Source organism: Ruegeria sp. HKCCE3926, from assembly GCF_017872515.1.
In the GTDB taxonomy this organism is placed as follows: domain Bacteria; phylum Pseudomonadota; class Alphaproteobacteria; order Rhodobacterales; family Rhodobacteraceae; genus Ruegeria.
The window spans coordinates 691,561-704,885 of sequence record NZ_JAEDOU010000001.1 but is presented as its reverse complement, the minus strand read 5'-3'; the positions used below and the strand labels follow the sequence as shown (position 1 = coordinate 704,885).

General features: G+C 59.2%; 13 protein-coding genes. 6 read left to right on the top strand and 7 right to left on the bottom strand.

Annotation, left to right across the window (positions count from 1 at the left end):
• Positions 1-8 precede the first annotated feature (8 nt).
• The 3 genes from I9184_RS03560 to I9184_RS03550 are packed head-to-tail and all read right to left on the bottom strand — an operon-like array spanning position 9 to position 3,499.
• Complete coding sequence (locus tag I9184_RS03560; protein WP_152458258.1) at positions 9-281, bottom strand: hypothetical protein; 273 nt, start codon at positions 279-281, stop codon at positions 9-11.
• Positions 265-3,060 (bottom strand): bifunctional [glutamine synthetase] adenylyltransferase/[glutamine synthetase]-adenylyl-L-tyrosine phosphorylase, encoded by a 2,796-nt coding sequence (locus I9184_RS03555; RefSeq protein WP_209832827.1) that lies wholly within the window; start codon positions 3,058-3,060, stop codon positions 265-267. The genes I9184_RS03560 and I9184_RS03555 overlap by 17 nt, the downstream gene beginning before the upstream one ends.
• A gap of 49 nt (positions 3,061-3,109) precedes the next feature.
• A complete protein-coding gene (locus tag I9184_RS03550; RefSeq protein WP_171631827.1) occupies positions 3,110-3,499 on the bottom strand; it encodes a nuclear transport factor 2 family protein in 390 nt (129 codons plus the stop codon).
• A 142-nt stretch (positions 3,500-3,641) separates the two neighbouring features.
• On the opposite strand from I9184_RS03550, the gene I9184_RS03545 reads away from it, so the two are divergent.
• The 4 genes from I9184_RS03545 to I9184_RS03530 all read left to right on the top strand — a co-directional run bounded on the left by I9184_RS03545 (position 3,642) and on the right by I9184_RS03530 (position 5,858).
• Entirely contained in the window at positions 3,642-4,064 is a 423-nt protein-coding gene (locus I9184_RS03545; RefSeq protein WP_209832825.1) for a DUF2852 domain-containing protein, read from the top strand.
• A 65-nt stretch (positions 4,065-4,129) separates the two neighbouring features.
• Positions 4,130-4,561, top strand: coding sequence for an RDD family protein (locus tag I9184_RS03540; RefSeq protein ID WP_171631821.1), 432 nt, complete (start codon positions 4,130-4,132; stop codon positions 4,559-4,561).
• A gap of 75 nt (positions 4,562-4,636) precedes the next feature.
• The gene (locus I9184_RS03535; RefSeq protein ID WP_209832823.1) at positions 4,637-5,461 is read left to right on the top strand and encodes an arginyltransferase; all 825 of its coding nucleotides are present in this window, start codon (positions 4,637-4,639) and stop codon (positions 5,459-5,461) included.
• Between the two features lie 7 nt (positions 5,462-5,468).
• Positions 5,469-5,858: a VOC family protein gene (locus I9184_RS03530; protein WP_209832821.1), complete on the top strand. Its 390-nt coding sequence runs from the start codon at positions 5,469-5,471 to the stop codon at positions 5,856-5,858.
• 134 nt (positions 5,859-5,992) lie between these two features.
• Here the strand turns inward: I9184_RS03530 and I9184_RS03525 are convergent, their stop codons facing one another.
• From I9184_RS03525 to dctP, 3 genes are all read right to left on the bottom strand, one after another.
• Positions 5,993-8,347: a TRAP transporter large permease subunit gene (locus I9184_RS03525; protein ID WP_171631811.1), complete on the bottom strand. Its 2,355-nt coding sequence runs from the start codon at positions 8,345-8,347 to the stop codon at positions 5,993-5,995.
• A 17-nt stretch (positions 8,348-8,364) separates the two neighbouring features.
• On the bottom strand, positions 8,365-9,291 hold the full coding sequence (locus I9184_RS03520) for a TRAP transporter small permease subunit (protein ID WP_171228130.1): 927 nt from the start codon (positions 9,289-9,291) through the stop codon (positions 8,365-8,367).
• Positions 9,292-9,411: 120 nt separating this feature from the next.
• On the bottom strand, positions 9,412-10,494 hold the full coding sequence (dctP, locus tag I9184_RS03515; RefSeq protein ID WP_117868673.1) for a TRAP transporter substrate-binding protein DctP: 1,083 nt from the start codon (positions 10,492-10,494) through the stop codon (positions 9,412-9,414).
• Positions 10,495-10,739: 245 nt separating this feature from the next.
• Here dctP and I9184_RS03510 point away from each other — a divergent pair, with 245 nt between their 5' ends.
• Both I9184_RS03510 and I9184_RS03505 read left to right on the top strand, forming a co-directional pair.
• Positions 10,740-12,173 carry a cache domain-containing protein gene (locus I9184_RS03510; RefSeq protein ID WP_152458267.1) on the top strand — a complete coding sequence of 478 codons (1,434 nt, stop codon included), beginning with the start codon at positions 10,740-10,742 and terminating at the stop codon, positions 12,171-12,173.
• Positions 12,170-12,817 carry a response regulator transcription factor gene (locus tag I9184_RS03505; protein ID WP_171631808.1) on the top strand — a complete coding sequence of 216 codons (648 nt, stop codon included), beginning with the start codon at positions 12,170-12,172 and terminating at the stop codon, positions 12,815-12,817. Before I9184_RS03510 ends, I9184_RS03505 begins: the two co-directional genes overlap by 4 nt.
• A gap of 95 nt (positions 12,818-12,912) precedes the next feature.
• Here the strand turns inward: I9184_RS03505 and I9184_RS03500 are convergent, their stop codons facing one another.
• Positions 12,913-13,284, bottom strand: a complete 372-nt coding sequence (locus I9184_RS03500) for a VOC family protein (RefSeq protein WP_152458269.1) — start codon at positions 13,282-13,284, stop codon at positions 12,913-12,915.
• Between the last annotated feature and the right edge of the window lie 41 nt (positions 13,285-13,325).

The window sequence follows — 13,325 nt, the reverse complement described above, 5'->3', positions numbered from 1 at the left end:
GGAAAGCCCTAGCGGTTACGGGATCGCCAACCGCCGCGGCGTTTTGGGGCCTTTGCCGTCTGAAGGCCTTCGGTCAGAACCTGTGTCATCGGATGATCGGGGTTCTGCTCGGCATAGCCCGCGTGCAGCTCGGCCAGCGCCGTGTTCTGGTCGCGATCTGCGGGAAGGCTCAGCGCCCAGTCCAAAAAAATGCTGCGACACTCTGGCAGGGTGATGCCGTCGATTCGATAGGCTTCCCGGATCAGACCTTTGTGGTCGTTGGGATCACTGCTGCGCGCCATCTTCTTCCCCCTTGATCACGCCGCCGATCAGATCGGCCGCGGTCGTGTAACATTCCTGCAATGCCGCCTGCAAAGCCTCGACCTGTTCGAACCCGGTGGCGCGGCACAAAAATGCCGTACCGCCTTCGCCGATCTTGTCGGCTTCGATTGTCTTGCCCGACAGCAACCGCGCGGCGCATTGCACCGACCAAAATAGGTCATAGCAGTCTTTCAGAGATTGCGCCTGCGCGACATCCAGCAACCCGGCTGCGACGGCGCCATCCAGACCCGACGCGACATCGCGCTGCGCGGACCCCGCCAGCAAAGCACCGGTTTCCGCCATCAATTCGATATCCATCAGCCGGCCGGGGCCGTTCTTGGCGTCCCAGATGCCGGCGGGCGCCTTGGCCGCCGCCAGGCGCGACCGCATCTCGGCCACTTCGCGCAGAACCTTCCCCTGCTCTCGCGGGTGCGACAGAAACTCGGTGCGGAAGGCTTCGATTTCCTCGGCCAGTCCGGCATCCCCGGCAACAACATGCGCGCGTGTCAGGGCCAGATGCTCCCACACCCAGGCTTCGTTCCGCTGGTAATTGACAAAGCTGGCCCAACTGGTTGCGACCGGCCCCTGATTGCCCGAGGGACGCAATCGCATATCGACCTCATACAAGCGTCCCTGCGACATCGGAGCGGACAATGCCGTGATCAGGGCCTGCGTGAACCGCGCATAATACGTGCGCGTGGCCAAAGGGCGCGGACCGTCAGACATGTCCTGATCCAAAGGATCGTAGATGACGATCATGTCCAGATCGGATTGCGAGTTTATCCGGCCTGCCCCCAGCGACCCCATCCCAAGCACGGCAGCGCCACGCCCCGGTGCAGCGCCGTGTTTGCGGGCGAAATTCTCGGTGACATGCGGCAGGATGGCCGCGATGACCGACTGCGCAAGATCGGCATATTGCCGACCTGCCCGCACCCCGTCGATCAGGCCGCGCAGGTGATGCACGCCGACCCGGAAATGCCATTCCTTGCACCAGCGTCGGGCAAGATCAAGCTGGGTTTCATAATCCGTTTCTTCCGACAAAGCCTGCGTCAATTCCGCTTGCAACGCCTCTTGCCCGGGCCAATCCGCAAAGAAACTGCCCCCGATCACCGCATCGAACACCGACGCGTTGCGGGACAGGTGCGATGCCAGAGCATGCGAGGTTCCGACGATATCGATCAACAAGTCGATCAGTTGCGGATTCGCCTCGAACAGCGAAAACAGCTGCACCCCGGCGGGCAGGCCCGCCAGGAACCCGTCCAAAGCCATCAATGCTTCGTCGGGCTTGGCGGTTTTGGCCAGACGTGACAGCAATTCGGGGCGCAGACGTTCGAAAATCCGCGCGCCGCGCTGGGACCTGAGGGCCGGATATGTCGTCCATCGGGCCAGAACGTTCTTGTCGAACTCCACATCCTGTACATGGGCGGGCGCCGCACCAGGTCCGGGGGCAAAGAACCCTTCGGTCAGCTCATGCACTTCGGTCAGGCGGTTTTTCAGGTCCTGCGTCAACTCGGCGCTGCTGATCCCCATCAGGCAGGCGACGCGTTCGATCCCGTCGGGTGAGTTCGGCACCTTGTGGGTCTGCGCATCATGAATCATCTGGATGCGATGTTCGACTTCGCGGTGCGCGCGGTAATGATCTGTCAGCTTGTCCGCCACATCCTGTGGCACCCAGCCTTTTGCTGCCAGCGCCGCCAGCCCGGGAACCGTGCCTCGTACCCGCAGGTCAGCGTCCCGCCCGCCCGCGATCAATTGGCGGGTTTGCGTGAAAAACTCGATCTCGCGGATACCGCCCTGCCCCAGTTTCATGTCGTGACCGGGGATCGACAAAGACCCGCCCGTCCCTTTGTTTTCCCGGATGCGCAGGCGCATGTCATGGGCATCCTGAATGGCAGCAAAGTCCAGATGGCGGCGCCAGACAAAGGGGCGCAAGCCGTCAAGGAAACGCTGCCCCGCATCCAGATCCCCGGCGCAGGGCCGCGCCTTGATGTAAGCCGCGCGCTCCCACGTACGACCGAGGCTTTCGTAATACCGCTCGGCGGCCTCCATCGCCATGCAAACCGGTGTCACGGCCGGGTCGGGGCGCAGCCTCAGATCCGTTCGGAACACATAGCCATCCGCCGTCTTCTCGCTCAACGTCGCACAGAAGTTGCGCGTGGCCCGAACCATGCCCTGCCGGGCCTCGTAAAAGTCATCGGGGTCAAAGCGCGTTTCATCAAACAGGACGATCAGATCGATATCCGAGCTGTAGTTCAGCTCATGCGCGCCCATCTTTCCCATCGCCAGTATGACCAGGCCGGCTGCGGTTTCGACATCATCCTCGGTCATGCCCGGCAGCTTCTTGCGCCGGATCAGTGTCGCGATCTCGGCCTTGGCGGCAACATCCGCGGCCAGCGCACCGAAATCGGTCAGGGCCGCCGTGACCTTCTCCAATGGCCACGCACCTGCAATATCGGCCAACGCCGTAAGCAGAGCCATTCGCCGCTTGGCCTGCCGCAATCCGGGTTTCAACTGATCCGGCGGCAGATCACGCGCAGCAGCCATGACGTCAGCCAATGCCTGATCCGGGTGCATCAGAGCCTCGGGCAGCCAACCCTTCTCTTGTTCGATCAGACTTTTCAGATAGGGGCTGGAACCGGCGGTGCCCGCCACCAATTCCGCCATCCCGGCCGGCAAATCAGGCATCAGGGCCCGCGCTTCGGCCCCCAGGGATGGATCGAAAGCGCGCGGAAGTCGTGAAATGGCTAAAACGTCTGTCATGGGCGCAAACTGCGCATCGCGGCGCGTGATCGTCAATGGGGCATTCTGATCAGGTGTTCTGAACCGGCGTGTCCTGACTGAAACTGTTGACCCAAACGTCGTCTCTGCGTTCCCATAACGACGAAATCAGCATCGCCTCGCGCGTTGTCGCACCCGGGCGCAGGTAATCGGCCTTGTAGGACAGCAAGACGATATCCGGTGTCAGAACACGCAGTCTTTCGCCGCTCAGTTCGAACTCGGCCATCGTCGGTGCGTCTGCAAATTGACCGACATGATCGTCACGATTGGCAAATCCCGTCGGATAGACCCCAAGAAAATCCGCGCTCAGCAACGCCCGGTCCGCGCTTGCGTTGCCCTCGACCAGCGCCATCCAGACCTGCTTTTCCAAATTCAGAATTTCATCCAGCGCAGGTGCCGTTTTGTGTTCTGTCAAATCCATTTCCGCAATCTGCGGCTGATGGCGCTCACCGTCAACAGAATTGCTGAATGTAAATCTTTTTTACATTACCCCCTTGCAACCCCCGCCCACGACCCCATCTAATCAATGTGAAAAGAGTTTACATCAACCCTGGAGAGCTCAAATGACCGCATTGTCCGACCCCGCCGTCCCCGCGAATCCGGGATGGCTTTATCGAATCGAGGCCTGGCTGGATGACAAAGGCAAAGGGGCCTGGATTGCCGCCATGGTCCTTGGTTTCATCTTCTTCTGGCCGGTTGGCCTGGCCCTTCTGGCTTACATGATCTGGAGCAAACGCATGTTCAGCAAATCCTGCAGCCGCCGCAAATCCTGGCACAGCCACATGAGCGCGATGAAACCATCCGGCAACAGCGCATTTGACGCCTACAAGGCAGATACACTGGCCCGCCTTGAACGCGAACAGCAGGACTTCGAGGCGTTCCTGCGCCGCCTGCGCGATGCCAAGGACAAGGCCGAATTCGACGAGTTCATGGACGAACGCGCCCGCGAGAACCATGAAGACGACGGAAATGCCAAGCCGGCCTGATTGACCTTGCCCTGTCCCGGCAATCCGGGACAGGGTACCCTGACCCATTTTTTCGGACCTGACGAATGAACCACCTGCCTGACCCGGATACCCAACCTGATTTCTACCGCTCGGTGACAAGCAAACGCTTTGTCGCTTGGTTGTTTGATATCGCCTTCATCTCGCTGCTCTGCACGGTGGCGATCCTGTTGAGCGCAGGCCTCGGTCTGTTTTTTCTGGCAGTGATTTATGCCGTGATCAGCTTTGTCTATCGCGTAGTAACCATCACCAACGGCTCGGCCACACTGGGCATGCGGTTCATGGGAATCGAATTGCGCGACGCATTCGGAGAACGAATGGATATGGGCAAGGCCATCGCCCACACTGCCGGCTATTTCGTCAGCATGGCGTTTGCGGTGATCCAGATCATCTCGGTGATCATGATGTTGACCAGCGCCCGCGGCCAGGGTCTGACCGACAGTTTTCTGGGCACGGTCATGATCAATCGACGGGCCTGACACGCGGTTGCGCGAAACACTTGGCGGCCTCGGGAACGGTTGCTATCATCCCTCCCGAGGCTATCTGGGAACTTCATGCGACACACGCTGCCAATTGCGCCACAATTCTATGTCACGGCCCCGCAACCCTGCCCCTATCTCGATGGCAGGATGGAGCGTAAGCTGTTCACCGCGCTTCAGGGCGAAGGTGCGGAACAGTTGAACAATTCCCTGTCGCAGCAGGGGTTTCGCCGGTCGCAGAATGTGCTCTACCGCCCTTCCTGCACAGATTGCGCAGCCTGCCTGTCCGCCCGGATCGACGTCTCGGCTTTCCGCCGGACAAAAAGCCAGAAACGCGCTGTGAAACGCAATGGATATCTGCAACGCCGCGCCACATCGCCCTGGGCCACGGACGAGCAGTATGAGCTGTTCCGCCGCTATCTTGACACCCGGCACGCCGATGGCGGCATGGCCGACATGGACGTGTTCGAATTTGCGGCAATGATCGAAGAAACCCCGATTCGAAGCCGAGTGGTGGAGTATGCAGATCCTGAGACCGGCGACCTGATCGCTGTCAGCCTGACCGACGTGCTCGATGATGGGCTGAGCATGGTCTACTCTTTCTACGATCCGAACCTGCCTCAGAATTCTCTGGGCACCTATATGATCCTGGACCACATCGAGATCGCGCGCGAAGCTGGCCTGCCCTATATCTACCTGGGCTATTGGGTCCCCGGCAGCCCCAAGATGGGTTACAAGGCAAAATTCTCCGGGCTTGAAGCCTATGTTCAGGGCGAATGGCAAAAGATCACAGATCCTGATACCTTCTGCGCTTCCTCACGGCACCCCCTGTCCACCGCTCCGATTGCCGAGCAAGTGGCCAATATCCAGCTTCCAGACCGCCACCCCACCAAGGGCTGACCATCCGATGAAACAGAAGCTGCACGCCGTCACCATCGTGGTGCCGGATTACGATGACGCACTTGCGTTTTATACGGAAAGACTTGGCTTCCAGCTCTTGAAGGACATCGATCTCGGAGGCGGAAAACGCTGGGTCCTGATCACACCGCCGGGTTCAGACGGCGGCGCCCTTCTTCTGGCCAAAGCCGACGGGCCCGAACAACGCGCCGCCATCGGCAACCAGACCGGCGGCCGTGTGGGCTTTTTCCTTCAAACCGATGATTTCCAACGCGACTACACACAGATGCGTGCCAATGGGGTCCATTTCGAAGAACCCCCCCGCGTCGAAACCTATGGCACAGTCGCCGTCTGGTGCGATCCTTATGACAACCGCTGGGATCTGATCCAATTCACCTGATCCGCTTCTTCATCTGGCCGAAAATATCCCGGGGATGAATTGGCAGCAGGGCAAGAAGGGGCTGGCCCCTTCTCAGCAACAAACAAAAAAAAAAGGGGGCCTTCGGGCCCCCTTTTGCATTTTGATGATCCGGATCAGTTCGGGATCAGGTCCGGTACGATCGTGACAATCGCCGGGAAGAACCACAGAATTGCGATCCCTACCACCTGGATCAGAACAAACGGAATGATCCCGCGATAGATATGGCCAGTCGTCACTTCCTTCGGCGCAACCCCTCGCAAGTAGAACAACGCGAACCCGAACGGGGGTGTCAGGAAGGATGTTTGCAGGTTCACCGCCACCATGATCGTCACCCATTTCGGGTCGAACGACCCGCCATAGATCACCGGCCCAACGATCGGGATCACGATGTAGATGATCTCGAGGAAATCCAGCACGAAGCCCAGTATGAACAAAACCAGCATCACGATCAGGAAGACCGTGAACTCGTTGTCAAAACTCTTCAGGAATTGCTGGATATAGTGCTCCCCTCCGAACGAGATCACCACCAGGTTCAGCAATTGGGATCCGATCAGGATGGTAAACACCATCGAGGTCACCTTGGCCGTCTCGCGCACCACCGGGGTCAGAACTCCGCTGGAGTACAGCACCCAGCACCCGAACAGCAGCCCGAACAAGGCGTACAGATAGGCCGCATACGCGATGATGAAGGCGATCCAGGTCTCCAACGTCACATTGCCCTGATTGACCCGCAGGTCAAAGTTCACCCCCATCAGCAAGGCGATGATCACGGCAAAGGTCGACCAGATGATCACCTTGCCCGATCGCCCCTGATCCTGCAGCTTGCGATAGGCCGCCAGCATGATCGCGCCACCCGCACCCAGCGCCGCCGCCGGCGTCGGGTTGGTCACTCCCCCCAGGATCGACCCCAGAACAGCGATGATCAGAACCAGTGGCGGGAAAACCACCCGGATCAGGTCATTGGTCGCACATCGCGCTGCGGCTTCCTTGCAACCATACATGGCCAGCGCAAATGGCAACGCGAGCAACAGGAACGTCGCCCCCGAAGATGTCGTGGGCGAAATCAGCAAGATATCGACCAACACCATAAGAAGCAGACCAATCGCACCAACGATAAGCGGCTGTGGCGTACGCGAGGGGGCGATGCCACGACCCAGAACCAGAGTAAGGCCCAACAGCACGACCGTGATCGCGACACCCGTTCCAATTGGTGCGGCTGATGCAATCATTTCCTGTTGTGCGGCGGCCAGTTCTTCTTCTGTCAGGCGCTGAGACTCAGCTGCACCGCCAGCGGCGTCAATGGCGTCCTGCTCGGCGACGGCCTGATCCCAGGCGGCCTGACCATGAAGATCGATCATCGATACCTTGCATTCTTCCGACACGTTGGTTCGCAACGATGCGCCCTGTCCGATGTCCGAGAAAGCCGAGACCGAAATGTTCTGGCTGCCGATCAGGCCGACATTGCCCAGCAACACGGTGCCGACAATCAGCGCAACCGGTGCCCCCAGCAGCCAAGTCAGACCTTCGGACCGGGTGATCGGCTCACCCGACCCGCCTGACAGCGCCACGGCAGGTGCCTTATGGGGATTCAGCAATGCATAACCAAACGCATACAACGCATAAAGCAAAGCCAGAAGGATCCCCGGCAAAAGAGCCGCCTGGAACAAGGTTCCGACCGAGACAACCGCGGGTTCCCCCAGATAGGTCAACGCATCGGTACATCCCGCCTCAACGGCCCGCGTCTCCTGCGCTGTCGAATACAGATCGCCCGCCAATGTGCCAAGCAGAACGATCACGATCGAGGGCGGAATAATCTGCCCCAGCGTACCCGAGGCCGCGATCACACCCGTTGCGAGTTCCGGCGAATAATTGTTCCGCAACATGGTTGGCAGCGCCAGCAGGCCCATGGTCACCACGGTCGCGCCAACGATGCCGGTAGAGGCCGCAAGAAATGCCCCCACAACCACGATGGACACGGCCAGACCACCCGGCAGCGGTCCAAAGACGCGCGCCATCGTCGTCAGCAGGTCGTTCGCGATTTTTGAACGCTCCAGCGTGATACCCATCAGAACGAACATCAGCACGGCCAGCAATGTCTCGATGGACTGACCGGCCAGAACCCGTTCGTTCATGCGATTGACGATGAACGACACGTTGCGGTCCAGCGCGGTTTCCCAACCTTGCACAAAAACCGGCTCGGCGATCCTCGGTAACTCCGGGTATCGGAACACGGAAATGACATCCGCTTTGACCCCGGAATTCACCAGATCCCGATAAGCTTGTGAGCCTGTGTCGATTGCCTGGTGGACCAACAGCCCTGCGCTGTCCAGTGCGGCAATGATCCCGAAGGAAATCACCCCGGCGCCACCGATGGCAAAGGCCACCGGGAAGCCGGAAAGGATGCCCCCAAAGAGGCAGAAGAATACGATAATGAGGCCTATCTCGACGCCATCAAGTCCGAATAGCATTGTCTTGGTCTCCGTCCTTAATGCGCGCCTTCATAGGCTTCTTCGCCCTCACCAAGGCTGTCCTTGTCGAGGTATTTTCCAGTGCTTTCCGGCCCTTCCACATACTCAAGATACGAGCGGTACAGGAATGCGATTGCGTGCAAGAACACCATCGCGGCAAAAGCCACCAGCAAGATCTTGAACAGGAAGTATCCGTTGAACCCGTTTGGGCTGAACCCGATGGTTTCCACGTTCCAGCGCAGGGCGCGGGACTTGGCCACCAGTCGGTCCAGCGTGTCACTGGCCGAAGGCTTCGGCACGATCAGGTGCCGCCACATGAAGTACCAGCCATACATCCAGGTCAGCACCGCCATGGGCATCATGAACAAAACCGCACCGCACATATCAACCACCCGTTTGGCACGGTGGCTGATGCCGGCATAAATGAGGTCAACGCGCACATGCCCACCCTGCACGAATGTGTAGGTACAGCACAGGCAGACAACCATCGCATTATACAGCTTCAGTTCTTCCGCGAACCAACTGATATCCATCTGGAACGGGATACCCAAACCAAAGGACATATCGGGTCTGGTAAATACCCGCTGCATGAAAACGATCACGATCTGCTGGATCACCATCAAAAGGCCCGCCCAGGCAAAGAAACGCCCGGTGGTATTGGCGAACCCCTCAAGGCCCCGCACGATGGCCCACATGAAGTTCCGGTAGTACAGCCCGATGGCCGTCAGAACCAGAAAGAACGTGAACACCACAAAGAAGAACTCGACCGAACCGCCGTAATAGACAAAGCGCATGATCGACGCCTTGTCGGACCAGTCCAGCCAGAGTTGCGGATGCGTGATGGCGTATCCGAAATTATAGAAGGCTTCGGCAATGTTCTGAATGAACCAGACCAGTCCATTCCACAGGGCGCCGAAGAACGAGATACCGTTTTCGTCCTGCATGTTGTCCCCAGGTCGTCTCAGTTGTGCATGGGATTATTGTTGCTTGCCCAAACCCCTTAGCGCAACGGGAAAGGCTCCCCCGCGCCGCGGGGGAACCGGTTTTTCTTGGATCAGAATGGCTTAGCCGCGAACACGGTCGCGCTGAGCGGTGTAAACACCCGATGACAGGTTGTTCCAAGCAGACGATGCTGCCATCGACGTCATCGCGCTGTCGTGGATCTTCTTGAACAGCTCATCGCCCATGTTCTCGTCCAGAACTTCCTGGCTGGCCTGACCAAACGCGTCCCAGACACTGTCCGGGAATTCCAGGACCTTGACGCCACCCGCCTGCAGACGCTGCAGCGCTGCGCCGTTGTTGGCCAGGAACTGTGCCAGGTTCCACTGGTGCGCTTCGGCGGCAGCGATCTCGATGATCTTCTGCTGTGCCGGGGTCAGTTCATTGAACACGTCGCGGTTGGTTGCCAGCGACAGACCTGCGCCCGGCTCGTGGAAGCCCGCAGTGTAGTAGGTCTTGGTGATTTCCTGGAAGCCGGCCTTTTCGTCGGCCCATGGACCGATCCACTCGGTACCGTCGATCGCGCCGGACGACAGCGCCTGATACACTTCCGAGCCCGGAATGTTCTGGACCGATGCGCCCAGTTTACCCAGTGCCTTGCCGCCCAGACCCGGCATACGGAACTTCAGACCGTTGAAGTCTTCGGGGCTGTTGATCTCTTTCGAGTACCAGCCACCCGCCTGCGCACCGGTGTTGCCGGCCAGGAAGGACTTCAGGCCAAAGATTTCGCCCAGCTCGTCATGCAGCTCCATACCGCCGTCATGATAGTACCAGTTCACCAGTTCCTGCGCCGTCATGCCGAAAGGAACGGCCGTGAAGAACGCATAACCCGGGTGCTGACCCACAAAGTAATAGTCAGCGGCATGGTACATGTCGGCCTGACCCGACGACACCGCGTCAAATACTTCGAAGGCGCCAACCAGCTCGCCCGCTGCCTTGATTTCAACATTCAGGCTGCCATCCGACATGGCGTTGATGCTGTCGGCACAACGCTGCGCGCTGTCAAACACGCCCGCCAGACCACGACCCCACGAGGTCACCATGGTCAGAGTACGCTGTCCCTGCGCATAAGCCGGTGCTGCCAGAGCAGTTGCAGCAGCAGCCGAACCGCCCAGCGCGGATTTTTTCAGAAATGAACGACGATCCATATGAGTGTTCCTCCCCTTCATAGTCACGGTCCGGCAGAACCGGACCTGTCGCATTCAGTGCGCGTCAGCCTAATGTGGCCGAAGTGAAAGGGAATACCTACTACTGCGTAGAGAATCGATTTCTTTGCTTTTTTCGACCAGAAATCGGGCGGTGAAGCCCAGCAGTTAAGATGATCATCATCGTATTTGCCGGACAAAGCCCAATCTTTTTGCATTTTCGCCGCCGCTTGCGTATCGATTCGTCCATGCAAAGACTCCGACATCTGGTCTCGCTGACCTATGCGCAGAAATTGTCACTGGTTGCGGCAATCCCGCTGGTCGTGGCCGTGGCGGCAATTGCCGTGCTTGTGGCATACGAGGCCCGCGCGACCGCCGAGCGTGAGATCGAAGCGCTGGAACGCAGCCTGGTCGAAGCCAAGAAGGAAGAGTTGCGCAACTACGTAACACAGGCGCGCAACGGGTTCGCCTATATCTACGGCCGGGCCGAGCCTGATGATGAGGTCGCGAAAAACCTCGTGTCCCAAATCCTGTCGGCAATGATCTATGGCCAGGATGGGTTCTTCTTTGTCTACGATTATGACGGCAACAACCTGGTCAGCCCCCGCCAGACGCAGTTCATCAACCGAAACTGGGAAGGGCTGACGGACAGCGACGGCACTCCGATCGTTGACGAGTTTATCCGCCTCGCCCGCCAGGGGGCCGGTTGGCACAGCTTCATGTGGCAAAAGCCCTCGACCGGAGAGGAAGCACAGATGATCGCCTATGTCGTCGGGCTTCAGGACTGGCGCTGGGTCGTGGGAACCGGGGTCTTCATCGACGACATCGTTGCAACGGTCGCCAACGCCAGGGCCGAGGTCGAGGCCCGCGTTCAGCGCACCTTCATGTATATCGGCGCGATCGTTGTGGCGGCGGTGCTCATCGTCTTTGCATCCGGCATGTTGCTGAACATCCGCGAGCGCAGACTTGCAGACGCCAAGCTGAAGGAACTGACCCAGCGCGTCTTCGATGCCCAGGAAGAGGAACGTGGCCGCGTTGCCCGCGAACTGCATGACGGCATCAGCCAGATACTGGTCGGTGTACGCTATGCGCTGGACAACGCGCGGCGCCGCCTGTCCCGCGGCGATGACGCGGGCGCACGCGATCCGCTGGACAAAGGGATTGACCATCTTGGCACCGCCATCACCGAGGTCCGCCGCATCAGTCGCGACCTGCGTCCCGGCGTGCTGGACGATCTGGGTCTTGGGCCAGCGCTGAAAGCTCTGACCGACGATTTCCGGGACCGCACCGGGATCGAGACGGAATTCTCGACCGTGGTGTTCCGCAACCGGCTGGATCAGGACAGCAAGATTGCCCTGTATCGCATCGCGCAAGAGGCGCTGACCAATATCGAGCGCCACTCTGGCGCCACGCATGTTACGATAGACCTGCGCGGGCACAAGAAAGGTGCAACCATGCGGATCACGGACAATGGCCGGGGCATGCGGACCGATCCCAGCACCCCCAGCACCGGGATCGGGTTGCGCAACATGCAAGAACGCATCGAACAGCTTGACGGGTCCCTGCGCATTCTGTCATCACGCGGACCGCGTGGCGGCACTGTCATCGAAGTCAGTCTGCCGCTGAGCCACCTTCTGCCGCCGCAGGAAGACGCAACTCCGAACCGAAAGGCCGGCACATGAGCGCCGAAAGCATCCGAGTTCTTATCGTCGACGACCATCCAATGGTGGCCGAGGGCATCCAGTCCATCCTCGAAAGCTATGATGAGATCCAAGTTGTCGGTACGCTTGGCAGCGGACAGGCGGCAGTGGATCAGGCTGTTGACCTTGCCCCGGATGTGATCCTGATGGATCTGAACATGCCCGGCCTCGGCGGTCTCAGCGCCACGGAAATCATCCTGGAACGATTGCCGGAAACGCGCATCCTGATCCTGTCGATGCATGACAGCCCGGAATATATCTCGACCGCGCTCAGCCACGGTGCCAAAGGTTACGTGCTCAAGGACGTTCCCACTGAAGAGATCAAGCAGGCCATTGATGCGGTGATGCGGGGTGAACGGTATCTGTGCACCGGCGCCAGCGGATCGCTCAAGCCCAAGGGCGACAACGTGCGCGAAGCGCTGACCGGACGTGAACAGACCATTCTGCTTGAACTGGCGCAGGGCAAATCCAACAAGGAAGTTGCGCAAACGCTGGATATTTCCGTGCGGACGGTCGAAACGCACCGCAAGAATATAAAGCGCAAACTCGGCATATCCTCAACCGCCGGGCTGACACGCTACGCTTTGGAACATGGCGTACTGCAAGGGACCGGCGTCGGATTCTGATCTGCACGCGCCCGCAGCGCGCAGCGCTGCCCGGCCCAACCAGAGGATACACGCCGCAGGCGTGTTGACGATGGGCGGGAGCGGTACCCGCCGGGTCAAAGACCTTCTCCGAAAAAAACCAGTGTCCCGTCTTCGTCCAGAACGTGGAATTCACGCTGATTATAGGGCTGATTGAACGGCGGCCTGACACGGCCTTCGGGCAGATCGGCCAATCGGTCACGCAGGCTGTCATAAAGCCCATCAATATCTTCAACATCGATATAGAAGGAGTGTTCATCACCCAATGGCTTGCCGTCATCCCGCGGCGGGCACTCCAAAAGGCGGATCGCAACAGGACCACGTTTCAAAAAGGCATAATTGTCTTGCGTGAACCCACAGGTGAACCCAAGGCGATCACAATAGAAGTCGATCTGGTCCTTCAGGGACGAGCACAACACAAATGGTGTAAGCTGCAAAATCTTGGGCATCTGACTCTCCGGACAGGAAACAGATGCATTGTACCGAGGTT

What these genes read in the sequence shown, in the direction of transcription:
- I9184_RS03560 (WP_152458258.1), bottom strand. Translation starts at nt 281, where the DNA reads ATGGCGCGCAGCAGTGATCCCAACGACCACAAAGGTCTGATCCGGGAA.
- I9184_RS03545 (WP_209832825.1), top strand. Translation starts at nt 3,642, where the DNA reads ATGACCGCATTGTCCGACCCCGCCGTCCCCGCGAATCCGGGATGGCTT.
- I9184_RS03500 (WP_152458269.1), bottom strand. Translation starts at nt 13,284, where the DNA reads ATGCCCAAGATTTTGCAGCTTACACCATTTGTGTTGTGCTCGTCCCTG.
- I9184_RS03505 (WP_171631808.1), top strand. Translation starts at nt 12,170, where the DNA reads ATGAGCGCCGAAAGCATCCGAGTTCTTATCGTCGACGACCATCCAATG.
- I9184_RS03555 (WP_209832827.1), bottom strand. Translation starts at nt 3,060, where the DNA reads ATGACAGACGTTTTAGCCATTTCACGACTTCCGCGCGCTTTCGATCCA.
- I9184_RS03525 (WP_171631811.1), bottom strand. Translation starts at nt 8,347, where the DNA reads ATGCTATTCGGACTTGATGGCGTCGAGATAGGCCTCATTATCGTATTC.
- I9184_RS03535 (WP_209832823.1), top strand. Translation starts at nt 4,637, where the DNA reads ATGCGACACACGCTGCCAATTGCGCCACAATTCTATGTCACGGCCCCG.
- I9184_RS03530 (WP_209832821.1), top strand. Translation starts at nt 5,469, where the DNA reads ATGAAACAGAAGCTGCACGCCGTCACCATCGTGGTGCCGGATTACGAT.
- I9184_RS03550 (WP_171631827.1), bottom strand. Translation starts at nt 3,499, where the DNA reads ATGGATTTGACAGAACACAAAACGGCACCTGCGCTGGATGAAATTCTG.
- I9184_RS03510 (WP_152458267.1), top strand. Translation starts at nt 10,740, where the DNA reads ATGCAAAGACTCCGACATCTGGTCTCGCTGACCTATGCGCAGAAATTG.
- I9184_RS03520 (WP_171228130.1), bottom strand. Translation starts at nt 9,291, where the DNA reads ATGCAGGACGAAAACGGTATCTCGTTCTTCGGCGCCCTGTGGAATGGA.
- dctP (WP_117868673.1), bottom strand. Translation starts at nt 10,494, where the DNA reads ATGGATCGTCGTTCATTTCTGAAAAAATCCGCGCTGGGCGGTTCGGCT.
- I9184_RS03540 (WP_171631821.1), top strand. Translation starts at nt 4,130, where the DNA reads ATGAACCACCTGCCTGACCCGGATACCCAACCTGATTTCTACCGCTCG.